This window comes from Oligoflexus tunisiensis, from assembly GCF_001748245.1.
In the GTDB taxonomy this organism is placed as follows: domain Bacteria; phylum Bdellovibrionota_B; class Oligoflexia; order Oligoflexales; family Oligoflexaceae; genus Oligoflexus; species Oligoflexus tunisiensis.
On the sequence record NZ_BDFO01000001.1, the window covers coordinates 4,287,087 to 4,311,554 of the forward strand.

Genomic DNA, 24,468 nt, shown 5'->3' on the forward strand with positions numbered 1-24,468 from the left:
AAAACGGTAGGTCTTGACCTCGCATGAAGGCGAAGAGGGGCCCGCATGACCAAGGATCTTTTCAACCTGATAGCCATCCTCACCAGCACGGCCGCTGCATTCGCTTTTCTCAATCAGCGTTATATCAAGCTTCCCATGGCTGTCGGCCTGATGGCGTTATCGGTGGCTTTTTCCCTTATTCTGCTGCTCCTGAACAATTTCGGCCTGGGCCATGAGTTTGCGGAAGCCACCGTAAAAATGCTCCATGAGATCAATTTTTCAACGACGGTCATGCAGGGCATGCTGTGCTTTCTGCTCTTCGCGGGTGCTTTGCATGTGGAAATTGAGGACCTCAAAGCGGAACGCCTGCCGATCGCCGTGCTGGCCACCGTGGGTGTGGCGCTTTCCACCGCGATCGTGGGATTTCTTATTTACGGTGTGGGCTTGGTCGTCGGCCTCGACATTCCCCTGGCCTACGCTCTTCTCTTTGGCTCTTTGATTTCACCCACCGATCCGGTTGCCGTGCTCAGTATTTTGAAATCCGCCAACGTCAGCCGCAGCATCGAAATCAAAATCACGGGCGAATCGCTATTTAATGATGGCGCCGGCATCGTCATCTTCCTCGCCATCCTCGGTTACATTGCGGCTCCAGCCCATGCGGACGCCGGCATGATCACGAAACTGGTTCTGACGGAAGTGGTCGGCGGCATCATGATGGGTCTGGCCGCAGGATATGGCGTGTTTCTGCTGCTGCGCAAAGTCGATGATTACCGCGTGGAAATCCTTATGACTTTGGCTTTGGTCACGGGCCTGAACGCGCTCTCCACCGTTTTCCACACCTCCGGTCCCTTGGCCGTGGTCGTGGCAGGCCTATTGATCGGCAATCACGGCAAGAAGCTCGCAATGTCCGATATTTCCATACAACGTCTCGAGGATTTCTGGGAACTTCTGGACGAATTGATCAATGCCATGCTCTTTGTCCTCATCGGACTGGAACTCATGGTGCTCACCTTCTCCGGCATCTCGCTCCTCTTCGGTTTTGCCGCCATCCCGGTCGTGCTGCTTGCGCGTTGGGTCTCCGTTGCCGTGCCCATCACTCTGATGCAGCGGTTCCGGGATTTTTCGCCACGCGTGCGACGCATCCTCTGGTGGGGTGGCCTGCGTGGGGGTGTGTCGGTGGCATTGGCTCTGCAAATCCCCACCTCGCCACAGCGCGACGCCCTGCTAGTCGCAACCTACTGTGTGGTGGTCTTCTCGATTTTGGTGCAGGGTCTTACGATCAAACGTATGGCGGGATCCCAGGGGGCCTGACGGGCTCCCTCTTCAATGAACGGTGCTTTCAGCGCTCACAGTTCCTCTTAGATTCACGAGACTGCTCCAAAGCGCATGCTGATCGATCGGCTTGGTCAGGTGCGCGGGAAAACCCGATTGCATCACCCGCTCCTTATCATCATTCATGGCATGCGCTGTGACCGCGACGATAGGCTTGCCATAACCGCGCTTGCGGAGTTCCAGCGTGGCCTCATAACCATCCATCACCGGCATCTGGAGGTCCATCAGGATCACATCATAATCACCCTTCAGCGCCTTTTGAAGACCTTCACAGCCGTTTTCGGCCCAATCGACTTCCGCGCCCAGCTTTCTCAAAATGCTGCAGATCAGCACCCGGTTATCCGGCAGGTCCTCCACGAGCAAGACCTTGGTCCGCTTCAGATTCGGCACCAGATGCAGTTCCGGCTTATCACAGTCGGAGGATCCGGAATCCGACCGCGAATTCTGAAACAGGAGCGTGCGTTTTGGAAGCTGTCCGCATTCGATTGTGATGGTGAATGTGCTGCCTTTGCCCGGAGTCGATTCCGTCAGGATCACATTCCCACCCAAAGCCTGAGCCAGACGCCGCGACAAGGCCAGACCCAGTCCGGTGCCACCGAACTGCCTGGTCAGCGAGGAATCGACCTGCATGAACGGTTCAAACAGTCTTTGGGCGTTTTCGTGCGTGATTCCTGGTCCGGTATCGGTCACATCAATGGCCAGCTGTGGTCCACCGCGGAGCTGCGACACCGTTTTTACGGTCACCTTAACGCCACCTTTATCGGTAAATTTGATGGCATTGCCGACGATATTAAACAGGATTTGCTTGAGGCGCACCGGATCCGTTTCAATGGTTCGCGGTACGGAGCCTTCCGCTTCCACACTAAAATCCAGGGCCTTTTCATCGGCCTGCATACCCAAAACCGCCACCGCTTCGCTCAGGAATTCATTGAGTTCCACCGTGCTGCGATGGATCTGAAACGTTCCGGATTCCACTTTCGAAAGATCGAGGATATCGTTGATAATCGTGAGCAGAAGATTGCTGTTTCGCTTGAGCGTGTCGAGGTACAGGTTCCGTTCCTCTTCCGTGAGATCGGGCTGCAAAAGGAGCTCCGAAAAACCCAGAACCGCACCGAGCGGCGTTCGAATCTCATGGCTCATGTTCGCGAGGAATGCGCTCTTGGCCACGCTGGACGCCAGCGCCGCTTCCTTGGCTTTCAGCAGTTCCTTTTCAACCTGCTTTCTCTCCTGGATCTCCCTTTGCAGGCTATCCACCGCCGCTTGGAGTTCCGCCGTTCTTTGTTCCACGCGCTGCTCAAGCTCACTGTGCGCATTCTTCAGCGCCTGCTCCGCCTGGATGCGTTCGGTGATGTCCCGCGTAACCTTGGCAAAACCTTGCAAATTGCCCGCGTCATCATAAAGGGAAGTCAGAATCACATTGGCCCAGTAGGTGGATCCATCCTTGCGTTTGCGAATCCCCACTTCTTCAAAATGCCCATTTTCCCGGGCAGCCTTCAGTTCACATTCCGGATAACTGGCCGCAATCGATTCGGGGGTATAAAAGATGGAAAGAGGCTGGCCGATCACTTCGTCCGCTGTATAACCATTCATGCGCGCCGCACCGGAATTCCAGCTCATGATCCGGCCGTCCAGGTCGACCATGAAGATCGCATAATCCTTGACCGCTTCGACCAGCAGACGCATGCGTTCTTCGCTTTCGCGCAGCTGCTGTTCGCTCTTTTTCCGATCGGTAATATCGCGTGTGATCTTCGCATAGCCGCTGACCGTGCCGTCACTATTCTTGAGCGCCGTGATGGTCACAGCGGCCCAGAACAAGGTCCCGTCCTGGCGCAGGCGCTGACCTTCCTCCTCATAGCGACCTTCGCGGGCTGCAATGTCCAGTTCGTACTGCGGATGATTCCTGGCCAACAGTTCCGGGGGATAGAATATGGAAAAGTGCTTGCCGATAATCTCGTCAGCCTTGTAGCCCTTGATGCGCTCCGCTCCTGAATTCCAGGTCAGCACGTAGCCGCAAGGATCCAACAGGAACATGGCATAATCCTGAACGGCATCGACAAACAAACTAAAGCGTTCCTGGCCGTCATTCGTTTCTTTTTTTTTCGCAGTCATGTCTCAGTCTCGGATGAGTTGTCGTCATGGGAAGTCCACGAATATCGAACACAGGCCATACCATCAGTGCACCAGCAGCTCTCAAAATTTCTTTACCCGAACTTGTGAGGAATTATAAGCTTTATGTAAGAGCAATTTCAGCACAGCACAGCCATTCCACGTCCATTTCACAGCATCGGGGCGAAGTCATATCAATAATGACGCATATCAGCCCCGTCAGAGTCCCTTCTCAAGTTCGCTGCAGCTATGCAAAAACTGTGACAACTCTGGGTTTCCCGTTCGCAGCGAACGGCCCTTTCCTGCCAGCGGGCTCGAAAAACGCTCGCCCTCCCATCGCTGTCCATCCAAAAAAACCATGTCCTTCATAGGTTTCCGATGCTATGACGTGAAGAAGCGAGGAAAGACTTGGTGAATCGAGGTATACGGATGGAATGGTCAGAAACCCACAGCCCGGCCGCATATCAGCCCCAATCGACGCCCCGTATCGTGTTCAAACCAGGAGACGCTCCCCTCGAAACGATCATCGCCAATGAAGTCCTGGACACGCGACCCTGGCGGGAACCGGATTACAAGGCGGAAAACGAAGCGCTCGTCCTCCTGGCCGCAACTCTGGCTGACGCTTCGCACAATGTTCTAAATCAGCTGGTCACTTGCGCGCAGCGCCTGTGCCAGGCCCATTCCGCAGGAATCAGCCTCGCCGAAGAGGAAAGCGGTCAACCCATTTTCCGATGGCATGCGATCAGCGGACACCTCGCACCTTTTTTAGGGGGCACGATGCCTCGCCATTCCAGCCCCTGTGGGGAAGTGCTGCGGCGACAGGCTCCCCAGCTGATGCAGCATCCCTCCCGGCACTACCCACTCATCGAAACCCTGCAAACCGATCTGCACGAGGTTCTGCTGGTTCCATTTCAAAGCGGTCCTGACTTTACCGGCACCCTATGGGTGGTCGCGCACGATAATTCCAAGCAATTTGATAGCGAGGACCTGCGTCTGATGCAGAGCCTTTCCAAATTTGCCGCGACCGCGGTGCTGACGCTGCACAATCTGAAAAATCTGCAGGAGACCAGCCAGCGCTTGAACGACATTCAGCTCCGCATGGAAACCGCCTTGAGCGTCGGGGACATTGCCACCTGGCTCTGGGACTATGAAACCCGAATGGTGCATGCCGATAGGAATCTCGCCCGGCTTTTCGGTGTGAGTCCGGACGCGGCGCCGGGCCACGCGCTCGACCATTATGTGAACGCCATTCACCCCGATGACCGTACTCGAGTGTGCAGGGCCTTGGACGAGGCGCGCCACACGCCGACAGCGGTTGAGATCGAATTCCGCATCCAGGCACCGGAGTTTCCGCTGCGCTGGGTGGAGTCACGGGGTCGTCTGGTGATCGATCCCATCAGCAAAAAGCCTCTGCTCACCGGCGTGGTCGTGGATATCTCCGAACGCCGCAGGATCGAGGATCAGCTGCGCATTCAATCCGAACAGCTGGCCGAAGCCTCGCAGCGCAAGGATGAGTTTCTGGCGACACTGTCTCATGAGCTGCGTTCACCTTTGAACATCATTCAGGGCCATACCGAACTTCTGCGTTTCGAGGAACCGGGCACACCCGAATTTGAAGACTCACTCGATGCCATTGAGCGCAGCGCGAAGCTGCAAACGCAACTGATTGCGGACATGCTGGATGTGTCGCGCATCATTGCCGGCAAGATGATGCTGGACATCACGGTTTCCGATCCCCAGGAGATCATCACCGATGCGATTCAGGCCATTCAGTATGCGGCGGATGCACGATCCATCGCTCTGGTCTGTGATATCCAGCAGCCCTGTGGGATGATCAACGGGGATCGGGGCCGGATTCAGCAGGCCCTATGGAATTATCTGGCCAATGCCGTGAAATTCTCCAAGGCCGGCGGCCAGGTCATCATTCAGGTGCGGCGTAGCAAATCCAGTATCGAATTTCGTGTCATCGACCACGGTCAGGGCATCAGTCCCGAATTTCTGCCGTATGTCTTCGACCGCTTCCACCAGGAGGACGGGTCCAGGAGTCGCAAGTATGGTGGTCTTGGGCTCGGCCTTGCGATCGTGCGACACATCGCGGAACTGCACGGGGGCACGGTACGTGCCGAGAGCGCTGGCAAGGATCGGGGCTCCACCTTCGTGCTATCCATTCCGGTCGTCGCGCTGGTGGATAATCTTCAGGTGTCGCGGGCAAGCACGCCGGAACCTGAATCCATGCTCCCGGCGGAAGATAACACCGTCCAGCTCGCGGATTGCCGAATTCTGGTGGTCGATGATCAAATGGAAGCCGCCTCTCTGCTCAAGCGTTCGCTGGAACGGCTTGGGGCCCAGGTTATGACAGCCAACACCGCGGAAAATGCCTGGAGGCATCTGGAGTCGCTTGTGTTTGATATCCTGATCAGTGATATCGGCATGCCCGATGTCAATGGTTTTGACCTGATCAAAACCTGGCGTTCCCAGGAAGCGTCTCGCCAGCGGTCGCCCATTCCGGCCATTGCTCTGACCGCCTATGCCACAGAAAACGATCGTTTGGAAATTCTGGCCGCCGGCTTCACCGCGCACCTCGCAAAACCCGCCGGTTTACGCGAGTTGGCGGCCACCATTCTGACTGAAATAGGAGTTCGCCCATGAATCAGGAAACCGGCAAACGTCCCACATCACGCAGCGGCATGCTGATCCGCAAACCCGTGCGGGAGGTTTACGATGCGTTCATCGATCCGCTGATTACCACCCGCTTTTGGTTTACGCGCAGCAGCGGGTCGCTGGAAGCAGGACAGTATCGTGAATGGTTTTGGGACATGTATGATCTCAAGGTTCCCGTTTGGGTCAGGAACATCGAACCCAACCAGAAAATCGTTCTCGACTGGGGCGAAGGACGTGAGCGCAATACCGTGGAATGGATCTTTCAGGATCTCGGAGCCAAGGGCACCTTCGTTCACATCAACAGTTATGGATTTCAAGGTACGCCTGAGGAGATTTCTGACCAAGTGGCCGATACCACAGGTGGCTTCCACCTCGTTCTTGCCGGCTTGAAAGCCTGGCTCGAGCACGGCATTCAGCTCAACCTGGTCGCCGATCGCTTTCCCAAGGAAATTCAATCCGAGTCCTGATCGCGCGAACCAACCGCAGACCTCAGGGTCTGCCCGCCCTCCTCTCATCTCACCAAATCTTCATTGAATCATTCTGCAGGAAGCGTATGACAACGCTTGAAGAAACGTCATGAACAATTGAATGGAACCAAGGAGCTTTCTTATGCGATATGCAAATCGAATCATGCGATTAAGTGTGTATCTGCTGTTTTGCGCGCCCCTCCTGCTGCATGGAAATACGAGTGCAGCGGAATCCGCGCAGGAGGCACTGGAAAAAGCCCTGAAACAAAAGCCTCAGGAATTCACCGGTGTCAGCTTTTATCCGAGTTGTGCCGCGCTGCGAGCGGATCTCAAGGCCAGCTTTGATGAGATGTGGCTGCAGGATAAAGCCTGGATCTCGGCAGCGATCGGTATCGACAATCCCATTTGGGGTGCAGGCAAGGGCGAGGAAGGTGCGCAGCCGACGGCCGAGGCGGCCGAGGATGCCGGCGTGGAAGGTGCCACCAACGTCCAGGAAAAAGGTGTGGATGAAGCGGATCGTTTCCGTGTCGGTGACAATCAAATCTTTGCTCTGAGTTCGGACGAGCATGTCCAGATCCTCGACCGCGCCTCATTCCGTTCCATGGGCAGTCTTTATCTTCCCGGTTTAACCCAAACCCAACTGCTGACAGCCGCCGGACGTTTGATCGTTCTCGGCCAGGTGAACACGAAACCCGGCCAGGACCTTACAATTGTGCGCGTCTACTCAACGTCACCCAAGGATTTCCCGGTGCTCCTGGCGGAACAACGCTACCTCGGCAGCTTTTTCACCAGCCGTCTGCTCGGGGATCAGCTGCTGCTCATGGTCCGCGATGCGATTCCTGATCTGCGGGTTCCGGTGCCGGTGCGGGAATTTCAAGAGGAGTCCTGGTTTCCGAATGCCGAAAAGCGGCGTCGGCTTTATGAAATGCGCGATCAATTGTACCGCCGCATCCTGCCGCCGATTCGCGACGGCATGATCCAGGGCGTTGCCTGTGAACGTTACATTCGCCGCCCGGTGCGCGACTGGGATCTGCAGTTGAGCAAAACTTATTTGATCAATATTCGGGATGAAAAGGCTCTGGTGAGCGGCCAACTCCCCGAGGCGCTCGGCATGATCGGTTCCGCTGATGAGCTTTATGTGACAACCCGCAATCTCTATGTCCTGAAGCAGCAGGTGCAGTGGTTCACTCCCGTCTGGTGGGGCAAAGGCGACATCGTCGACACGATACCGGCCACGGCCCAGGACGAACGTCTGCGCATCCAGCAGGTCAGTCTGGAAAATGGCTTTCTTCAACCGCGATCGGCCGGCCAGGTTTCGGGTCGCATCAAGGATCGTTGGTCGATTCGTGAGCTGAAGGAAGGCCGTTACCTGGCGATTGCGACCACCACCGGATTTTTGGGTGGCTGGGGCGGAGAGCCGGCCCTGAATCATCTTTTTATTGTGGCACCGGATGGCAAGAGGCAGCTCGTGAAACGCGCCTCAATTGAAAATTTCGCGCCCAAGGAGGATATCCGCTCGGTTCGCTACATCGGCGACTATGCATACATCGTCACCTTTGAAAAAACCGACCCGCTCTTCGCCTTCGACTTGCGTGATCCCGAACATCCACGCCTCCTCAGTGAACTCAAGATCCCAGGCTTTTCCACCTATATGCATCCGCTGGGGGATGGACGCTTGATCGGGGTGGGTTTTGATACGGTCGATCAAGGGGATTTCGCGCTGTTTCAAGGGATAAAAATTTCGCTCTTTGGCATTGCTGACCCAACCGAAATCAATGAGCTGCAGGCGCCGCTCGTCTATGGCGTCCGCGGTTCGAGTTCCGAAGTGGCCACCGATCCCAAAGCCTTCTTCTTTGATTCGCAGTCCGGTCTGGTCGGCATTCCGGTTATCGCTCTGCGCAGCGTCGGAGAATGGGGCACGGAGCGCGACTTCAGCGGAGCCATCATGCTGAAGCTGGACGGTCCCAGCATGGTCGAGGAAGCCCGCTTCACGCATGTCGAGTGGGTGGCTGAGGTCTGCCGCAAGGAACTGGATGACTGGCGCTGGTGGCAGGATACCCGGCCCTCGCTGGATATCAACCGCGTCTATCGTCTGGGTGACCAGATCATCACGCTCTCGCGCTGGGGTCTGAAGGCTTACCGAACGGGACAGTGGAGTGAACCCACTGTGGCTCTCAGTTTTCCCCATCAGGAAGCCTCGTGTCACACATCGATCTACTGAATAAAGAAGGCGGACGCCACGCGTCCGTCTGATCCTCACGCGCGACGCCGTCCTCGCATCAGGGAACGCGTGGAAGCAGCCAGAATCAATCCCGCGGAACCAACAGCCAAACGGCGGCCGGGGGTCCAGCGTTTGCGCTGGGTCTTATGCATTTCAGGAGTATCCGGGCTTTCATGCACCTGAAGTTCATTCCGCAGCTCTTTCACGCCTGGAACACGGCTGATCGCCCGCACCACACTGTCGACTTCGGAGCTAAGGACCGGTCCCTGCAGAGTCACGACGCCGTTTTCAGCGGTTATGCCAACGGCCTTGGCCCGGGACATATGATGGCCCAATCGAGCGGCGACGCGGCGCACCAGGCGATCATCATCCACAGTCTGCCCCACCAGGCGGGAGCGCATTCCTTCCACGACACCCCTCGAGCGATTCTGAAGATCGCGGCTGGCGACATCAAGAAATCTCTGTGCGTCATGCACGGTACGGTTGGCCCGCTCGCGTATGAGAGCGCGCCGGCGATTGCCGCTGTCCGGATCGAATAAATACACGAGAGCGGCTCCAATGCCGGCCGATGTTAACACTGATAGCAATTTCATAGCTTGCCTCCTTGGTAAAATTTGTCCTTCGGCCGACCTTGCAATCTCTGATCCAGACACAACAGGAGAATACGCGTCGAGTGGACGCTGTCGCGTCCTGACTGCAGCCTGAATTATAAAACTAGGAAATCTTCGCCCGTGAGTGCAGGGCATCGATCACATCCATCTCCGAGGTATTGAGGCATTCCCAGCCTGTGGAATGGCTCAGCGTCCTCCAGATGCGAACTTTCGAGATGGAGTGAAAGGAACGCATGCGAACCGTTTTGATCATCGACCGTGATTGCCGTACGAAGATCGAAAAATCTTCCAGGCAAAGTTTTTGCTCGTGGCTCAGGTCAAGGATCAGGTAAAGAACTTTGGGCTCCTCGTCCGGATCGTCCGTCTTTTGATAAATGGCGGCGATAAATGTGCCGTCGTCCTCTTTCCGAAAGGAGATGGGCAGATGGTCGGCCGCTTCAATATCCAAAGCTCTCTCGTAAAGGTCGCAGGGTGCAAGGCGCTGGTCAGAAAATTCGGATTTCCACAGGACTTTTACCGCCGGCCCTTCCTTGGGCACAGCAAAAAGCCGAGGCCTTCTTGAATCCAACAACATAGGGCCCGTCTCCCTTCTCAAACAGCTTGTTGTTTGAGAGCTGCGATAAAACGGGTGCAGCTATAATGGTAGGTGCCGGGTTGATAACCCTCGCAGTATTCGCTGGGAATACGTGAATTGATGGTGTAAAGATTCACCGGACGCCCGTTCACGGCGCTGAAGGAACCCAGCAGTTGGTTGCGCATGACCTTGTATCCATTCGCCGTGCGGACGATGGAAAATCCTTCCTTGGATAACTGTTTGAGCAATGCTTTGACACTCATGACAAAAACCTCCTCAATGCAAAACATCCTGTTTTGCAGCTGTGCAACTCAATTCACTTGGTCTTCAGGTGAAATTGGATCGCGAGCAGCAGCCCGCGACCCGAGAAGTGGTTTAACCGGAAATCAGCAAAAACACGTTCAGGATTGCGTCTTCCGATGCGGAAAACTTTGCTCCTTCATCAAACGAATAATTTTGGAATAACAGTGCCTGCCATATGTGAGCAAGTTGTTCTGATGCATAGCCCCAAAAATTTTTTAATTTTGAAAGATAAAAACCAGGGGAAATGGCGGTTTTTACCGGGGAAGAAGCAACCCATATGAGTTTGCGCCGTTATGAAATTTAAAATCCTGGCATTCGTGACCGGCCCGTCGACCTGTGCAATTTTTAATTTTAAAAATCCTGGTGTATGCCGCAACCTAAGCGTGTGACGATGCTTTATTCTTCACGGTGAGCGAGAGAATGTTGACATCCTGAAGACCCCCCACTATCGTGAATGCAAAAGTCATGATGGAAAAACCTAGGAGTGGTCGATGGTGCATCCAGTCTGCGTTCACCTGCGTGAGCGGGTGAAAGCTGTGTTAAGCCAGAGTGGTGAGAGCATTCGCTGGCTATCGAAGCAAACGAATGTGGATTATCAGAAGCTTTACCGGCTTGAATCTGGTGACCTGCGTTCGTTGTCATTCTTCGATGCGCGACGCATTGCCCGCTTTGTTGAACCCGATCGGTTCAAGCAGATTCTGGAGGAGTACTTCCCAGAAGAAGTTCGTGACCTCACGGATTCCGGCTTTACACAGCAGGATCTGGACGATCGAATGGAAGCTTTGGAGTTTCTTCTTTCATCGGAGCTGCGCTACCAGGTTTACCTGTTCGCCTCGGAAACGCCCGGAGTCAATCGGGAGAAGATTGGTCTGGAGTATGGTCGGAGCGGTTTAAAAACCCTCGATGAACTTCTGGCCAAGCAGGCTCTCAAACTCGGCGCCGACGGGACGTTCCAAGGCACTCTCAGCGTTGTGGCCAACGCTCCGGACACCCTCATCAAAAGGATGGCGCATCTTCACGTGGATATGATCGATCTTGCCGATGCCGGCTCTCTGATGCGGAGTTTTCACCGTGGGGTGAACAAGGAAGGCTTGCGTAAAGCCTACAACACCATCGCCCAGGCATCGCACGAACTCTGTTCCATCCTTGAAAACCCGGACTATCGCGGGCCGGATTTGATGATTTTTAACCTTGCCTGTGGCATCGTTGGGGAGAAGGGTCCATCATGAAAATAGTTCCGATACTTGGCTCGATAATCATTCCTGCACTGTCCATGACATCGGTTGTCCTGGCGGGTGGCCTCGCCGGTGGCGGCGGCCCTCCCAGCAAGAAAATGCTGGAGCAAATGCTCGAAACACAACCCGGTCGCGCGGCGCTTTTCGTGTGGGATGAACAAACCTATGGTTTGGGCATCGACAAGTCTCTGGTACCGGCCATTCTACTGACCAAAGGCTCACCTGCGGACGATGCGCTGCCGATCGCAGCGGAGGATTTCCAGAAATTGGAAACCAAGGAACATCCCGTTAATGTCATCAATCGGGAAGGTGTCACGCGATCCTATCGCGTGCTGGATGGCCAGCAAAATGGAACCCTGTTGCTCGTCGACAGACGACTCCTTATTCGCGCGGGAACGCGGCCATAAACGTTATTAGGGCGGCCCTTAGGGGCCGCTGTTTTCCCAGGCAGAACCAGCCTATTCCTCATAAATATAGTCAGCCGCACTCGCAAACATGGAAGTATCCAGGGCGTTCTTCTTCGCAATGTCGCCATTCAGATACGTTCCGTAATCGCCATTTCCGCCCAGGAAACGCAGACCCCAGGCCGTGACATAGCGGGCCATGGTTTCGTGCGCGCGTCCTCCATTCATGATATCGAAATGCGTCACTCCTTTGAATCGCGCAAACGCTTTGGGTTCCCCAGTGCTGGTATTTTTGAAGACATTCAGGATGGCCGTCGGCGAGGCGACCCCATCGGCCGTGCCGGTGAGGAAAAGATAAGGTATCGCTGTGGTGGGGCGCGACGGTTGATAGGCGAAGAGCGGAATCGCAGCCGCCACGAGGTCCGGCGCCTGATTTGCAGCCAGGATGGCTCCGGCGCCGCCATAGGAATAGCCCGAAACCCCCATGCCCTGCAGGTGAATGCGTCCATACAAGGGGCTGGACGTGAGACTGTTTTCCTTCACCAGAGTTTCCAGCGAGGCCTTATGACCATTCGCCCAGATCTGCGCATTGCCGACCATATTGCTGGTGGGTGTAAAAACGATCGTCACTATCCCGTGGCTCGCGAGATGCAAACCAAGCCAGGACATCTGCTCCTTGGTGTTGGTAAAACCACCGGACAGGGTGAGTGCGGGTAGCATGACACCGGCATCATCCTCGGGATAATACACGATCGCCGATTTATAGCCCGACGTACTGACCTGGGGTTTATAGGATAGCACTCCATAGGGCCCCACCTTGCCGGGGTCCTGGACCGTCCAGCGCTCCTCCCAGGTGGCCGCGTGATGGGCCGCTCGCGGCACGGACACCTCGTCCACATGAGCTGCGCCACAGGCCGTGATTCCGAATGTCAGCCATAAGACTTTCCCGATTCGCATAAGAAATCCCCCTCAGAAATTTTTAGATTTTATGGATGCATGGGCTGGGATTGAATCTAGTCAGGATGCTGGCCCGGACACATTCACAAAAATGAAAAACACCCGGGTACTGAGGGGCGGGAAAAGCTTTTATAGAATGGCTTCCGGCTCTTTGAGGGGCGCAATGCCGATGGCATCTCCGGTCAAAGTTCCCATATAAAGTTCGCCGTCATGCTCCTCCACCGACGTGATATTACCCAAATTCTTTCCGCTGGGATCATGCAGTGACACCAGCACCTCGCCGTTTTCATCATAAGCCGCCACCAGACTATAGGCTTTGGGCTTCGGCAGAAATTCCGTCGGAAGCCTGGCCAGGAGACCTTTCAACCAGGGATACGGCTGCACCCCATCGATCAGGCGATCGCGAACCGAGAAAAAGGCCACCCAGAAGGTTCCTTCCCCATTGGATGACATCGTATCCGGCAGTCCAGGAAGATTGTCGAGGAAGATTTCCCGTTCTCCCGTGCGAGGGCCACTCAGCCAGTAACGGGTGATGCGATAGCGCGAGGTTTCCGCCACCAACAGAAAATCCTGCTCGGCCGATAACGCGATGCCGTTGGCAAAATAAAGCTCATCCATGATCACTTCGGTTGTGGCCGTGAGGGGATCATAGCGGAAGAGACGTCCGTTCGGCCTTCCCTCCAGAAAATCGAGCTGATATTGATCCAGACGATACTTGCGGCTGGCTTCGGTAAAATAAATGCTGCCGTCGCGAGCCACCTTCACATCATCCAGGAGTCCAAGCTTTTCGCCCTCGAATTGCGTGACAAGTGGCGTCATCACACCCTGGGTGTTGACAATCAAAAGTCCAGAGTACGGTTCCGCCACCAAAAGATTGCCGGCCGCATCGAAATCCAGACCCAGAGGATGTCCGCCGGTGCGCGCATAGGTGCTGACTTCACCGGAACGGGAGATTTTCTTGATCGTCCCATCCGCTGTGCCGGTGTAGATAAATCCATCGGCGTCGATGGCGATATCCTCAGGCCCCTGCAATTGCCCGGCGCCCAGTCTTTCTGCAGTGAACAGGTATTCATTGGGTTCATAGGAACCGACCAGGCCTGGGGCCTTTTGCGGATGAAACGGGACGGGATCGATTTTCTGCGCGTGCGCGCGAAGAGACACTATGCCCAAAGTCAGGGCCAAAACGAGAAGTATCGGTTGGCAAGCGGATTTCATGCAGAGTCCTCCACGATGTGTATGCAGGAATTCTTAGAACCCCTGCCGCTGCAAGTCAAGGACTCTCGCCGGATTTAGAGCTGCTCCATGGCTTTGCGGATTTCAGTGGCGAGGCGGCTGGTGGAACCTTCCGTGCGACCCATCCATCGCACTTTCTGAAACACCCAGGCGATCATGCGCTTATCCGTTTTGGAGAGTCGCGCTGTGGGTCCACCGTGTTTTTCATCAACCAAAAGGCGTCCCCGCTGCGCATGCGTGCGATTCAGAATGCTGATCATGAAGAGCAGCCCTCGATCGAGCAGAATCCACGGAAAGTTGGGGCTTTTCAGCGGCCCAATCGTAAGCATCCGGCGCGCGAGTTTAAATCCAGCCAACTGCGGATCGGAGAATGCCAGGTATCCCGTTCCCAGGCTGCCCAGCATGGCCCCGACTCCGGTGCCCACCATAAAGGAGGCGCCGCCCACCGAGGCATCAATGGTCCCGCCCGCCAGAGCCCCCGCGGCGGTTCCGGTGATGATCAGTTCCCCGCGGGAGAGGCCGAGAAACTCCCAGGTTTCCCGCCCAAAAAGATCATCAGGCTGCGCCTTGGGATTCAGCTCGGCCTCCTCACTGTCCAGTCCCTTGAATTGAAAAACCTGCGCCAGCGCCCGCCGACTTTCGCGTTCCATTTTGCGGATGTGATCCTGAAATTCCTGCAGAAGACGTTCCTTGTCCTGCTCGCTGACACCGGACTCATCCTTGACCGGCACTTTTTTGCGGTAGAGGATGGCCTCACAGATAAATTCAGCCAGAATAAAGGATGCGGCGCGCAGCCGGGATTGATGCTGCGTCTTCAAAAGTTCCATGGCCTCATCGAGGATCGGTCGCGCGGCATCGGACAGAAAACGGAGTTCCTCCAGAATGCGCATGCGCTCTTCAAAGCGCGCGGTGTGCGCATTGAAAATCAGAGTTTTACGAAAGTACTGCCCGAGCGCGGCCTGCCAGTCGGCAACATAGCGTCCATCTCCGGTTTGATTCAGCAGGGCCAGCGAGGGTTCGCCGGTCCACTGCAGAATTTCAAACTCGGCCTCGAAGTTGGGACGATAGGGATGACTGGCATCCACCACGTAAAGGATCGCGGCGCCTTCCAAAATCGGTTTCAGAAGTTCGCATTCAAAGGTGAAGCGCGGCGAACCCTGAAAGGTATCATAGAACGCCTGCACCCGCTGGCGCCGCTGATGAGCGGGCACCGGTTCCTGTTTCAACCATTCGAGGGCCGCCGGCGCTTCCTCGAAGCCGGGTGTATCGATCAGGCTGAAGAGCGTGCGCTCGCCAACTTTCAGAGCGAACTCCTGACTGATCTGAGTCGTTCGCGGTGTGGGCGCGATCAGAATTTCATCGTTTTCCACCAGCGTGGCCACGATACTCGACTTGCCTTTATTCGAACGTCCAACCACAGCGAATTTCATGGCGCTCCTTTCCCTTCATGCAAAAGCCCGATATAAGGATCACGGAAGGTCTTCAGACTGGCCTCCCACAGAGGCCGATCCTCCCGAGCCACATGAATCCCGCCCGCTTCGTTTCCCTGCTGCAGCGGCACCAGGAAGATCGGCGTCCGCGTCGGCAGACGTTCCCGCACAGCGAGTCGCAAGCGATTGAAGGCTTCCCCGGGCAATTCCCAGGGATCGCAGACCAGGGCCAGGGCCTGCCCTTCTTTCAAGGCTTCGAGGATACCCTGAAGTTCACTGTCCCGCCCCTCGGCGTTCCGAATGGATTGCACCACATAACCACGTTCCTCAAAATAGCTGCGCAGCTGATCATCCGGAAATGGAGCCTGCCGCCACCGCACCACCATCAGCGGCTGATCCTTTCGCGCGCGCAAAGGCTCCGCTTCAGCCGGAGCGACCAGTTCCTTCGTGCCCGGAGCGGCCTCCCAGCCAAGGCCATGACCTTGCAAACGCAGCCAGACTTCCTCGCTGGCGAAATCATCAAAGGCCATGCGATGCAGATGACGATTCAAGCGGACCTTGAAATAAATCAGCAGAAGAAGACGCGGCAGCACCCCATAGCTCACCATCAGCATCGCAAGAAAGGGCCACCAGTCCGCAGCCAGCTGCTGGCCGGCGCTGCTGAGATATCGCGCCGCAAAACGATCATACTGGGTGGCTTGAATCAGCGCCTGGTCCGGCACCAGGGGAGGCCCCAGCCAGGCAAAGGGCCAGGCGACGCCGCGGACGAGATTTCCCAAAGCGTCAGGTCCCAGGCGCAGAGTGGTCTGCCAGGCAAAAGCATAGTCATGGACCGTTACATAAAAGAGAAAGGAGATCAGCGCGGTCAGATAAAAAGCGAGCGCAAAACTCTGCGAGAGTATCCAGGCCTGCCACGCAAAAACCCGCGGATGCAGCGCTTTTAAACGATGCCAGACATCGAGCACCGGCAGGTCGGCCTGATTCTTCTTCATCACGCGGGACAGTATCCAAAGACTCGAAGACGTGACCCAGCCCCCCGGCAATTTTCCGAACAGCTGCGCCAGAAGCCCTTTTGCAAATAGAACGAGAAGAAAAAGCAGCGGCACCAGCACAAAGAGGGAAAGAAACGGCAGAACATTCACCGGATGATGTCCATCATAGGTCAAAAGCCCTCGCACGGTTCCCCAGCCGAGCAGAGCTCCCACCGTGACAAGGCCAAGATTCACGAGCTGACGCAGCTGAAGAAAGCGTTCCCCATAAGGACCGCGCATCTTCACGAGCCAGGTTTTGAGAGCGGCCGCCTTGCCCTGCCTCAGGACCGCAGCATCCAGCTGAAGTCCCTTATCCCGCTGCGCAAGGTCCTCAGGACGGGCCCGACTGTCGAGCGCCAGCTGCAGCTCGTAGTCGATTAAATCCGCCAGCGTAAACGACCTTTCCGGTTGACCTGCCATGCCTCCTCCTCAAAATACCATGCGATTCCATGCACTTATGATGCCAGCTTTTCATTAAATCTTTATATCTCAAAACATGGCCCAACGGGCAGAAAAAGACGATCGCCACAGCCACGACCATCACGACGGTCGCCGGGCCCGGGATTTTCACAAGACTGGTGCTTTTGTGAAGGATACGCTGTCTGAAGAAGACCGGAAGTCCTTTTAAGCCGTCTGATCCCACCTCCTCCAGGAGACGGGATCAGGACCCCAGGACTCAGTGCGGCGCGCGCAGAATCAGAAGGGAATGCTTGCCGGTCACGGCCTGACGGAAGGTATGACTGCCCGTCGTCAAACGCTCCAGAAAACCACGGCCCTGGGCACCCATGATCAGGAGCTGGGAACCCGTTTGCCGCATCGTGGCGTCGATCGCCTCATCCGGATCACTGATCATGATCCGGCTCTGAATATCGCAGCCCAGAGGGCTCAGACGATCGCGAATCCTGCTGTTTTCCTGTTCCAGATGCACTTCAATCCACTTGGAAACATCCGCCGGCACATGCGGCTGGAAATTGCGCAGCGTCTTCACCATCTGCTTGGGATAAGCGGTCATCAAGGTGAGCCGACGGATCCCGCGTGGCGCCAGTTGCACCAGCGTATCCACACAGCGGGACGCATATTCGGAATGATCGGTTGCAAAAACAGCATCAATCGTTTGAACGCTGGTTGGCATATCATGACGACAGATGCAAAGGCTCAGCGGGGAATTGGTGGCCAGCTTGCGACCCACGGAACCGATGAGCAATTTTCCGAGGGCACTTTCATCACGGGACCCGATGGCCACCAGATCAGCCTGGTATTCTTGCGCCGTCTCCAGCAATTGATTGGCCACCGTGTTGCCATATTTCATGGATGTCTCGGCAGGAAGCTGATATTCCCGGGCCAATGCGGCTGCCTTGTCCAGCCATTCCTGTCCCTCCTTTTCCTGCATGTGAAGAAACTGGGTCAGAAGATCGTTGGCGTTGCGAGGCCGGTTGGCCCATTCCTCGGGCGACAGGCGTTCGATTACATGGACGAGCTGCAACTGGGGGGCGGTGAACCCCAGGTGTCCGAGGAGTCCGACCGCATGCAGAGATTCCTGGGTGACATCGATTCCGACGACAGCTTTCATTCTTGCATCCTTTCCCTCGAAGGTTCTCTCTCCAGACATATTCAGATTGATTCTGCGGGGAAAGACAAATCGCAATTGTGGAGTAAAATCTTTGTCAGAAGCGAAGAAGAGGCGAGCGGGACGGCACGTGTCGTAATGCCGTCGCAAAGGGCAATTCGGACGGTTCCTTAAAAGCTGATGCGGAAATCACCTTCCTTGACGGCGTCCGAGAGCGGCACCCACATTTTCAAAAGCCCGGGGCGTTGATCGATCAGCGTATTGACTTCCATCATCTCCGCCTCGCTCATCGGCAACGCAAAGCGATAGCCTTGCGGGCAGGCGTTGACATTGGCTGAGAACGGTCCCTGACCCGCGCTGACCGCCCATTTGGGGCGCACGCGATCGGTGATATTCTTGCAAAGGAAATTGCGATCCGTCAGCGTGCAGATCGTATCATTGAAGCGTCCCAGAGGACCGCTCGACAGACCGGTGACGCTGGCATGATTGTTTTTGCCGGCGAGATTTTCGTATTCCGCGCAGTCTTCATCCTCACCATTCGGTCCCAGTTCGTTGTTGGGTTCTCCGCCGAGCCAGTAGGTGGCCACGCGCTGCATGGTCATCGTGCTGTTGAGTTCGGCGCGGAAGACTGTGGGCGCGCTGCCGTTCACACTGATGGTGGCTTCGACGATACGATAGAAAAGTGTGTCGGGTGTTTCGGACAGCACCCAGCTCAATTCCGCCATGTTCTGGCTGGTCACGGTTAGATTATAGGACTGGCCCTGCCCATCGATTTTGCGAAAGGAGGCACTCACGCTCGTGACGGTGATCGGTTCTTCCGGTGTCAGCGTACAATCCATGCGATAGGCGGCTTCACCTTGTTTTTGATTGTCAGGATAACGACAGGCAAGAAATGCGCCGCCGATGGCTATTGGTTCCAGCGCCACGGCATCCTCTTCACTCTCGGTGATGGTGGCCGGTGTTTCTGCGGGAGTCGCGATCGAATCCGCCGTCGGTGCAAAGTCGCGGATTTCAGCTGGGGGGGGCTGCCCTTCCGTACTATCCGGTGCCCGATCCAACGCGGGATTGGCATTGCAGGCCCAAAGAGCCACGACGAGAGGAAGCATGGTAAGATTCCACGTAAGAAACATAGTATGCCCCAGTGCGATTTTGTTCTCAGGAACTATCGGAATCACGCAGGTCTTTCGTTAGATATCGGCAACCTGACTTTGAAATCCGTGCCTTGAGACGCACTTTAATGCAGGCCCGCTTCCCAGGCGGGATCGGAAGGACGCTGATTCAACACGCGATCCAGTGTCCGGCGCAGGACATCCATTTGAATGGGCTTGGAGAGATGGAGATCGCAGCCGGCCGCGATCGTTTTTTCCACTTCCTCTTTCAGCGCGTGGGCGGTCAGAGCCACGATGGGTTTGCGATAGCCCAGAGCCCGCAGGCGCCGCGTGGCTTCCAGACCATCCATAATCGGCATCATCATGTCCATCAGAATGATATCGTAACTTCTCTTCGTGGCGAGCTGAATGGCTTCCTCACCGTTGACGGCGACATCCACCCGGGCCCCGAGTTTTTTCAGAAAGATTTTGATCAGAATCTGATTGTCCGGCGAATCCTCAGCCAGCAGCACCGTGTACTCTCCCGCCGTTGGCGCCAGGGAACTGGTGCGGGCGGACTGCCGAAGAGCATCCTGGAATGAGGAAAGGAAGGGTGTGCCTGCCGCATGCGGTGCCGCCACGTTCAGCATGAACGAGGAGCCGCGACCCGGTTCGCTCCAGTTCAACCGGAGATCCCCTTCCAAGGCCTGCGCCAAGCGCCGCGACAGATGCAGTCCAAGGCCCGTGCCTCCAAACTTCCGACTGATGCCGGAATCCACCTGGGAAAAGGCCCGGAAGAGTTTATCAGCCTTGCCGGCCTCGATGCCGAGTCCGCTGTCCTCCACTTCCAGGTGCAGGAATTCATACTGATAACGAAGGCGGATCAGAATATGGCCCCGTTCGGTGAATTTGATCGCGTTCGACAGGAGATTCAGCAGAATCTGGCGCAAGCGCAAGGGATCGGATTCCAGGTACTCGGGCACGGCCGATTCAAACTTCACCTGAAGGTCGAGACCTTTCCTTTGCGCCAGCACAGCCATCGAATTCACGCTTTCGGCGATCAGATCGAGCACCGCAAACGCATGACGGTCGATTTTGAATTCCCCGGATTCCACTGCGGAAAGATCCAGAATATCATCGATGATGGCCAGAAGATGCCCCCCGCTCGCCTTGATGCTGGTGGCATAAGCCATGCGGTCCCCTTCCGGCAAACCGCGTTCCAAAAGCAGATCGGCATAGCCCAGCACGGAACTCATCGGCGAGCGTATTTCATGGCTCATGTTGGCCAGAAAGCGGCTCTTGGCCTTGTTCGCTTCTTCCGCCGTTTCCTTGGCCTTGGCCAGTTCCTGCAGCGCAAGCTTGTATTCATGAATATTGGTGGCTGTCCCGTACCATTTCTTGACCTTGCCATCCGCCTGTTTCACAGGATTGGCTCGACTCAGGTGCCAGCAATAGCTGCCGTCCTGCATGCGCACGCGATGCTCGCAGACGTAGGTTTTTTCCTGAGCGACCGCCTCGCGCCAGGTTTCGATGGTGGGATGCAAATCGTCCGGATGAAGGGTGGGCTGCCAGTCCCAGTTCCCACTCTGGCTTCGCATAAAGCCATCATATTCCTGGGCGCGATCATTATAGTAATCGACATGACCGTCCGGTCCCGCGGTCCAGACCAGCTGCGGCATGGAGTTCGCCAGATCGCGGAATCTGGCCTCCGATTCCACCAGGGCCTGCTGAAATTCGCGGAGTTCCGTGATATCCGTGTTGGTGCCAAACCACTGTTCGATTTTGCCCGTTTCATTGGCCAGGGGAACGGCCCTTGATAAAAACCAGCGCCATTCTCCAGAGGCGCTGCGCAGGGGAAAGGTATCCTCCCAGATTTCACCGCGGGCCAGACACTGTTGAAACTTTTTCACCACGCGTTCCATATGATCGGGATGATGACAGTTCCTCCAGGCCTGCGTGGTGATCTCCTCCGGCTTCATGCCGGTATAGGTGAACCATCGATCATTATACCAGGACATCTCGCCCGTCGGCCGGGCCATCCAGGCCATTTGCGGAATGGAATTGGCCAGGACCTTGAAGAGCTGAGCCGTTTCCTCAAGCTGGGCTTGGGCCAGCTTTCGATCGTGGATATCGTACATCGTGCCCGCGAAACCCAGGAAGTTGCCGTCGCTATCATAGCGCGGATTGCCCGCATCCACGGCCCAGCGATAGTCACCCGACCTGGTCCGCAATCGATATTCGGCATAAAAGGATTTACGGTTGCCATTGGCCGTGAGAAAGGCCTGTCGCGTGTGGTCCCGATCCTCTTCATGCACGGCCTGCAACCAGCCGAAACCCAAAGCTTCGCTGCGCATCTGACCGGTCAGATCATACCATTTCTGGCTGAGGTAGGTGCAGACCCCATCCTTTTCCGTAATCCAAAGGATGGCGGGCGACACATCCACGCTGCGTTGAAAATCAAGCTGAGCCAGCTTGCGGTCGGTGATGTCACGCGCGACTCCAACAAAGCGCTGGAGTTGACCCTTGTCATCGCGAACCGGACTCCCCATGACTTCCAGCCAAACCAGATCGCCTGTGCCGGTGCGCATGCGGTATTCGCAGACATAATCGCTTTGGGTGTTGGCCGCAGCCCTGAACTTCATCATCACGTCGATCCGATCATCGGGATGTACCAGCTCGTATAAATCCGCAACGGAGTAATCCTGCAGATTCGGCTTCAAACACAATTGGTCCCAGAGCCTGCCACAGCCGCGGTTGACACAGGTGGTGACGTCATACTCCCAGATGCCAAGCTGGGCCGCTTCGGTTGCAAGGCGCAGCTGCAGGGATGACTCCGTCAGGGCCGCTTCCGCCTGCTTGCGGGCGGAAATGTTCTTGACCGTCGAGATATAAAACTGAGGCGTGCCATCCTTTGCAAGTGACAGGGAAACCGAGAGCAAAACCCATACCTGGCTTCCATCCTTGCGGATGTAGCGTTTTTCCAGGCTATAGGTTGGGATTTCCTTCCTCCAAAGCTTGCGCGCCAGCTCCAGGTCGCCATTCAAATCATCGGGATGCGTGAGTTCCTGAAAGGTACGACCGGCCAGCTCTTCAAGGGTATAACCGAGAATTCGGCAGAAATAAGGATTCAGACGGACCCAGTGTCCATCCTCTTTTACATGAGCAATTCCCACCTGAGCCTGTTCAAAGGTATCACGCAGCAGGCGCTCTTTTTCTTCCACCTTGAGGCGCAGGCGTCGTTCATGCAGCAGCCAGGCGCCAGACGCAAGGATGACAAGTCCGGCAAGGATGGACGTCCCCTGCGCAAGCAGCACGCTTGCGCCGAGCCCCATCGCGAGCAGGATAAGCCAGGCAACCTTGTCCATAGAACCCCACTGGAACGGAATGATTCAGGGGCGGAGTATAACGAACAGCTAAAATTCTGTCACAAAATATCCGAATTCTGCGGCACTTGGCAACCTGGCAGGGCTAGGCATAATGACCCGGAAGCTCTCGACAAGACCAGGCGTTTGATGGCAAGCTCCGCAGATTCTACAGATTGTAAAAGGAACGCGTGAGATGATTCGTCTGATCCCTCTGTTTTTGCTTTCCCTGATCTGCCTGGCGCTGACGGCAAACCCGGCCTGGGCCCAGCTCGCCCGTTTAAAGAAACCCAAACTGATCCTCACTCTGGTGGTGGATCAGTTCCGCGTCGATCAGCTGGCCCGTTTTCACAGCCGCCTTTTGCCAGCGCAGGGCGCCCGGGGTGAAGCCGGGGGTTTTCGGTATCTGACGGAGCGGGGGGCCTATTATCCTTTTGCGGAATTCGGTCTTCTGCAAAACATGACCTGTCCCGGCCATGCGACGATCCTGACGGGAGCCCACGCCTATCAGCACGGCATACCGATTAACATCTGGTATGATGCCGCGAGCGGGAAAAAAATTTACTGCGTTGAGGATCCCGCCAGTCTCCAGGTGGGTGTGGCGGATCCTTCCCAGGTTCGCGGCGTCTCGCCACGCAATCTGCGGGGCAGCACCCTGGGCGATGAATTAAAAAACTCGGGTTATCCGACTCGCGTGGTGACAATTGCACTGAAGGATCGCTCCGCTATTCTCCTCGGCGGCGCGCGGGCTGACCTGGCTCTTTGGTTTGATCGTGACGGGCAGCATTGGGTTTCCAGCCGTTATTATCTGCCGCAAGGTGAGTTGCCGACCTGGGTTCAGGAACTGAATGCCTCCTTGCGCAAAAACCAAAAGGACCAGCTGCATTGGGCGAAGCCCGCGGGCGCTGGCAGCGGCACCTCATGGACGAGCAATGAGCATGTGACGCTATCCAAAACCACCGAAGCGATGGGCCGTGATTTTCCGCATCGAACATCGGGCCGCCATGCGCAGGCCGTGAATTATCCGGAAGGAACGGTCTGGACCGTGGATGCTGCTGTCAAGGCTTTGCAGAGCCTCAAGCTCGGTCGCGGGCAGGCCACTGACCTGCTGGCTGTGAGTTTTTCGAGTCACGATGGTCTCTCGCACAGCTATGGCCCCAACAGTCGTCAGCTGGAGGAACTCATGCTGGTCGAGGATCGGGAAATTGCGCGCCTCCTGCAGGCTGTTCAAAAAACGGTGGGACTCGATGAAACCGTGATCGTGCTCACCGGCGACCACGGCGGTATGCCGAGTGCCGAGTGGTTGCGGGCCCAAAAAATGGATGCCGGACGCGTGGATGAAGCGGGTCTTCAGCAGCAGGCGGAGGCTTTTCTTGTGAAAACCTTCGGCGCGGCTCAGGATGGTTCCTGGCTGGCCTACTCGTCCAACTTCAATTTCTTTTTGAATCCGGCCGTCCTCCGGCAGCACAAACTGGAGCGGGACGCGGTTCTGCAGAGGCTGAAGAAATTCTTTCAGGAGGAGGCCAACGGGCGGGAGGCGATCCTGCATGTGATCACGGCGGAGGATGTGCGGCAGAACACGTTGCCTCCTGGTCTTTTGCAGAAGCTGATCACACAGACTTACACGGCGGGTCGCAGCGGGGATGTATTGATGATCCTGAAGCCGCATTATGTGATGCCCGGGTCCACGGCCGAGCATATGAGCGCTTATTCGTATGATCGGATGGTCCCCCTCGTCATCGCCGGCCCCCAGGTCAAGCCTGGGGTTTACGGTCAGAAAGCCGAGATCATCGACATCGCACCGACGCTGGCTTTCTTTGCCGGCACCACGCCGCCCTCAGGGAGCGAAGGTCGGGTGTTGCATGAGATTCTTCGGAGTGAGGTGCGGAAGTGAACGGCCTGAAAGC

At 56.2% G+C, this 24,468-nt stretch carries 19 protein-coding genes; 8 read left to right on the plus strand and 11 right to left on the minus strand.

Annotated features, from left to right (window positions below):
• The first annotated feature begins 45 nt into the window (after window positions 1-45).
• Window positions 46-1,290 carry a cation:proton antiporter gene (locus OLTU_RS17705; RefSeq protein ID WP_141734093.1) on the plus strand — a complete coding sequence of 415 codons (1,245 nt, stop codon included), beginning with the start codon at window positions 46-48 and terminating at the stop codon, window positions 1,288-1,290.
• 12 nt (window positions 1,291-1,302) lie between these two features.
• On the opposite strand, the gene OLTU_RS17710 is transcribed toward OLTU_RS17705, so the two are convergent.
• Window positions 1,303-3,420 (minus strand): PAS domain-containing hybrid sensor histidine kinase/response regulator, encoded by a 2,118-nt coding sequence (locus OLTU_RS17710; protein ID WP_141734094.1) that lies wholly within the window; start codon window positions 3,418-3,420, stop codon window positions 1,303-1,305.
• A gap of 408 nt (window positions 3,421-3,828) precedes the next feature.
• Here OLTU_RS17710 and OLTU_RS17715 point away from each other — a divergent pair, with 408 nt between their 5' ends.
• The 3 genes from OLTU_RS17715 to OLTU_RS17725 all read left to right on the plus strand — a co-directional run bounded on the left by OLTU_RS17715 (window position 3,829) and on the right by OLTU_RS17725 (window position 8,766).
• Window positions 3,829-6,066, plus strand: coding sequence for an ATP-binding protein (locus tag OLTU_RS17715; RefSeq protein WP_141734095.1), 2,238 nt, complete (start codon window positions 3,829-3,831; stop codon window positions 6,064-6,066).
• Window positions 6,063-6,545, plus strand: coding sequence for an SRPBCC family protein (locus tag OLTU_RS17720; RefSeq protein ID WP_141734096.1), 483 nt, complete (start codon window positions 6,063-6,065; stop codon window positions 6,543-6,545). Before OLTU_RS17715 ends, OLTU_RS17720 begins: the two co-directional genes overlap by 4 nt.
• A 142-nt stretch (window positions 6,546-6,687) precedes the next feature.
• Complete coding sequence (locus OLTU_RS17725; protein WP_176736732.1) at window positions 6,688-8,766, plus strand: beta-propeller domain-containing protein; 2,079 nt, start codon at window positions 6,688-6,690, stop codon at window positions 8,764-8,766.
• Between the two features lie 35 nt (window positions 8,767-8,801).
• Here OLTU_RS17725 and OLTU_RS17730 read toward each other — a convergent pair whose 3' ends face one another.
• From OLTU_RS17730 to OLTU_RS17740, 3 genes are all read right to left on the minus strand, one after another.
• Window positions 8,802-9,359 (minus strand): BON domain-containing protein, encoded by a 558-nt coding sequence (locus OLTU_RS17730; protein WP_176736733.1) that lies wholly within the window; start codon window positions 9,357-9,359, stop codon window positions 8,802-8,804.
• A gap of 121 nt (window positions 9,360-9,480) precedes the next feature.
• Window positions 9,481-9,951, minus strand: a complete 471-nt coding sequence (locus OLTU_RS17735; protein WP_141734099.1) for a hypothetical protein — start codon at window positions 9,949-9,951, stop codon at window positions 9,481-9,483.
• Between the two features lie 17 nt (window positions 9,952-9,968).
• On the minus strand, window positions 9,969-10,214 hold the full coding sequence (locus OLTU_RS17740; protein WP_141734100.1) for a hypothetical protein: 246 nt from the start codon (window positions 10,212-10,214) through the stop codon (window positions 9,969-9,971).
• Window positions 10,215-10,745: 531 nt separating this feature from the next.
• On the opposite strand from OLTU_RS17740, the gene OLTU_RS17745 reads away from it, so the two are divergent.
• Window positions 10,746-11,483, plus strand: a complete 738-nt coding sequence (locus OLTU_RS17745; protein WP_141734101.1) for a hypothetical protein — start codon at window positions 10,746-10,748, stop codon at window positions 11,481-11,483.
• On the plus strand, window positions 11,480-11,896 hold the full coding sequence (locus OLTU_RS17750) for a hypothetical protein (protein ID WP_141734102.1): 417 nt from the start codon (window positions 11,480-11,482) through the stop codon (window positions 11,894-11,896). The genes OLTU_RS17745 and OLTU_RS17750 overlap by 4 nt, the downstream gene beginning before the upstream one ends.
• A gap of 51 nt (window positions 11,897-11,947) precedes the next feature.
• Here the strand turns inward: OLTU_RS17750 and OLTU_RS17755 are convergent, their stop codons facing one another.
• The 4 genes from OLTU_RS17755 to OLTU_RS17770 form a co-directional block, all read right to left on the minus strand.
• Entirely contained in the window at window positions 11,948-12,850 is a 903-nt protein-coding gene (locus tag OLTU_RS17755; RefSeq protein ID WP_141734103.1) for a poly(ethylene terephthalate) hydrolase family protein, read from the minus strand.
• Window positions 12,851-12,979: 129 nt separating this feature from the next.
• Window positions 12,980-14,065, minus strand: coding sequence for an SMP-30/gluconolactonase/LRE family protein (locus OLTU_RS17760; protein WP_141734104.1), 1,086 nt, complete (start codon window positions 14,063-14,065; stop codon window positions 12,980-12,982).
• Between the two features lie 74 nt (window positions 14,066-14,139).
• The gene (locus OLTU_RS17765) at window positions 14,140-15,513 is read right to left on the minus strand and encodes a GTPase/DUF3482 domain-containing protein (RefSeq protein ID WP_141734105.1); all 1,374 of its coding nucleotides are present in this window, start codon (window positions 15,511-15,513) and stop codon (window positions 14,140-14,142) included.
• On the minus strand, window positions 15,510-16,964 hold the full coding sequence (locus tag OLTU_RS17770) for a DUF2868 domain-containing protein (RefSeq protein WP_141734106.1): 1,455 nt from the start codon (window positions 16,962-16,964) through the stop codon (window positions 15,510-15,512). The genes OLTU_RS17765 and OLTU_RS17770 overlap by 4 nt, the downstream gene beginning before the upstream one ends.
• Window positions 16,965-17,040: 76 nt before the next feature.
• Here OLTU_RS17770 and OLTU_RS32930 point away from each other — a divergent pair, with 76 nt between their 5' ends.
• A complete protein-coding gene (locus OLTU_RS32930) occupies window positions 17,041-17,172 on the plus strand; it encodes a hypothetical protein (protein ID WP_281181240.1) in 132 nt (43 codons plus the stop codon).
• A 48-nt stretch (window positions 17,173-17,220) separates the two neighbouring features.
• Here OLTU_RS32930 and OLTU_RS17775 read toward each other — a convergent pair whose 3' ends face one another.
• The 3 genes from OLTU_RS17775 to OLTU_RS17785 form a co-directional block, all read right to left on the minus strand.
• On the minus strand, window positions 17,221-18,114 hold the full coding sequence (locus tag OLTU_RS17775) for a universal stress protein (protein WP_176736734.1): 894 nt from the start codon (window positions 18,112-18,114) through the stop codon (window positions 17,221-17,223).
• A gap of 167 nt (window positions 18,115-18,281) precedes the next feature.
• Window positions 18,282-19,217: a C-type lectin-like domain-containing protein gene (locus OLTU_RS17780; RefSeq protein ID WP_141734108.1), complete on the minus strand. Its 936-nt coding sequence runs from the start codon at window positions 19,215-19,217 to the stop codon at window positions 18,282-18,284.
• Between the two features lie 128 nt (window positions 19,218-19,345).
• Window positions 19,346-22,564 carry a PAS domain S-box protein gene (locus OLTU_RS17785; protein WP_141734109.1) on the minus strand — a complete coding sequence of 1,073 codons (3,219 nt, stop codon included), beginning with the start codon at window positions 22,562-22,564 and terminating at the stop codon, window positions 19,346-19,348.
• A 193-nt stretch (window positions 22,565-22,757) separates the two neighbouring features.
• Between OLTU_RS17785 and OLTU_RS17790 the strand changes: the two genes are divergently transcribed.
• Window positions 22,758-24,455, plus strand: coding sequence for an alkaline phosphatase family protein (locus OLTU_RS17790; RefSeq protein WP_141734110.1), 1,698 nt, complete (start codon window positions 22,758-22,760; stop codon window positions 24,453-24,455).
• Window positions 24,456-24,468: the final 13 nt, after the last annotated feature.

Coding starts and splice junctions, on each gene's coding strand:
- OLTU_RS17705 (WP_141734093.1), top strand. CDS start 46: ATGACCAAGGATCTTTTCAACCTGATAGCCATCCTCACCAGCACGGCC.
- OLTU_RS17710 (WP_141734094.1), bottom strand. CDS start 3,420: ATGACTGCGAAAAAAAAAGAAACGAATGACGGCCAGGAACGCTTTAGT.
- OLTU_RS17720 (WP_141734096.1), top strand. CDS start 6,063: ATGAATCAGGAAACCGGCAAACGTCCCACATCACGCAGCGGCATGCTG.
- OLTU_RS17725 (WP_176736732.1), top strand. CDS start 6,688: ATGCGATATGCAAATCGAATCATGCGATTAAGTGTGTATCTGCTGTTT.
- OLTU_RS17730 (WP_176736733.1), bottom strand. CDS start 9,359: ATGAAATTGCTATCAGTGTTAACATCGGCCGGCATTGGAGCCGCTCTC.
- OLTU_RS17735 (WP_141734099.1), bottom strand. CDS start 9,951: ATGTTGTTGGATTCAAGAAGGCCTCGGCTTTTTGCTGTGCCCAAGGAA.
- OLTU_RS17740 (WP_141734100.1), bottom strand. CDS start 10,214: ATGAGTGTCAAAGCATTGCTCAAACAGTTATCCAAGGAAGGATTTTCC.
- OLTU_RS17745 (WP_141734101.1), top strand. CDS start 10,746: ATGGTGCATCCAGTCTGCGTTCACCTGCGTGAGCGGGTGAAAGCTGTG.
- OLTU_RS17750 (WP_141734102.1), top strand. CDS start 11,480: ATGAAAATAGTTCCGATACTTGGCTCGATAATCATTCCTGCACTGTCC.
- OLTU_RS17755 (WP_141734103.1), bottom strand. CDS start 12,850: ATGCGAATCGGGAAAGTCTTATGGCTGACATTCGGAATCACGGCCTGT.
- OLTU_RS17760 (WP_141734104.1), bottom strand. CDS start 14,065: ATGAAATCCGCTTGCCAACCGATACTTCTCGTTTTGGCCCTGACTTTG.
- OLTU_RS17765 (WP_141734105.1), bottom strand. CDS start 15,513: ATGAAATTCGCTGTGGTTGGACGTTCGAATAAAGGCAAGTCGAGTATC.
- OLTU_RS17770 (WP_141734106.1), bottom strand. CDS start 16,964: ATGGCAGGTCAACCGGAAAGGTCGTTTACGCTGGCGGATTTAATCGAC.
- OLTU_RS32930 (WP_281181240.1), top strand. CDS start 17,041: ATGGCCCAACGGGCAGAAAAAGACGATCGCCACAGCCACGACCATCAC.
- OLTU_RS17775 (WP_176736734.1), bottom strand. CDS start 18,114: ATGAAAGCTGTCGTCGGAATCGATGTCACCCAGGAATCTCTGCATGCG.
- OLTU_RS17780 (WP_141734108.1), bottom strand. CDS start 19,217: ATGCTTCCTCTCGTCGTGGCTCTTTGGGCCTGCAATGCCAATCCCGCG.
- OLTU_RS17785 (WP_141734109.1), bottom strand. CDS start 22,564: ATGGACAAGGTTGCCTGGCTTATCCTGCTCGCGATGGGGCTCGGCGCA.
- OLTU_RS17790 (WP_141734110.1), top strand. CDS start 22,758: ATGATTCGTCTGATCCCTCTGTTTTTGCTTTCCCTGATCTGCCTGGCG.